The organism is Enterobacter sp. PP-008-ECC_S150, assembly GCF_045257065.1.
In the GTDB taxonomy this organism is placed as follows: domain Bacteria; phylum Pseudomonadota; class Gammaproteobacteria; order Enterobacterales; family Enterobacteriaceae; genus Enterobacter; species Enterobacter chengduensis.
In genome coordinates this window covers 1-445 of the sequence record NZ_JBJHHG010000087.1, presented here as the reverse complement: position 1 = coordinate 445, position 445 = coordinate 1, and the positions used below count along the sequence as shown (strand labels likewise).

The 445-nt window shown below is 56.2% G+C and carries 1 pseudogene; it reads left to right on the top strand.

Features of this window, described 5'->3' with window-relative positions:
• Positions 1 to 445: pseudogene (locus tag ACJBF3_RS26160) on the top strand (IS5-like element ISKpn26 family transposase); the annotation flags it as partial.

The window sequence follows — 445 nt, the reverse complement described above, 5'->3', positions numbered from 1 at the left end:
AACTCACCTTCGCCGATAGTGAATTCAGCACTAAGCGCCGTCAGACCCGAAAAGAGATTTTCCTCTCCCGCATGGAGCAGATTCTGCCATGGCAGAATATGACCGCTGTCATCGAGCCGTTTTATCCCAAGGCGGGCAATGGCCGACGGCCCTATCCGCTGGAGACCATGCTGCGTATTCACTGCATGCAGCATTGGTACAACCTGAGCGACGGTGCCATGGAAGATGCCCTGTACGAAATCGCCTCCATGCGCCTGTTTGCCCGATTATCCCTGGATAGCGCCCTGCCGGATCGCACCACCATCATGAATTTCCGCCACCTGCTCGAGCAGCATCAACTGGCCCGTCAATTGTTCAAGACCATCAATCGCTGGCTGGCCGAAGCAGGCGTCATGATGACCCAAGGCACTTTGGTGGATGCCACCATCATTGAGGCACCCAGCTC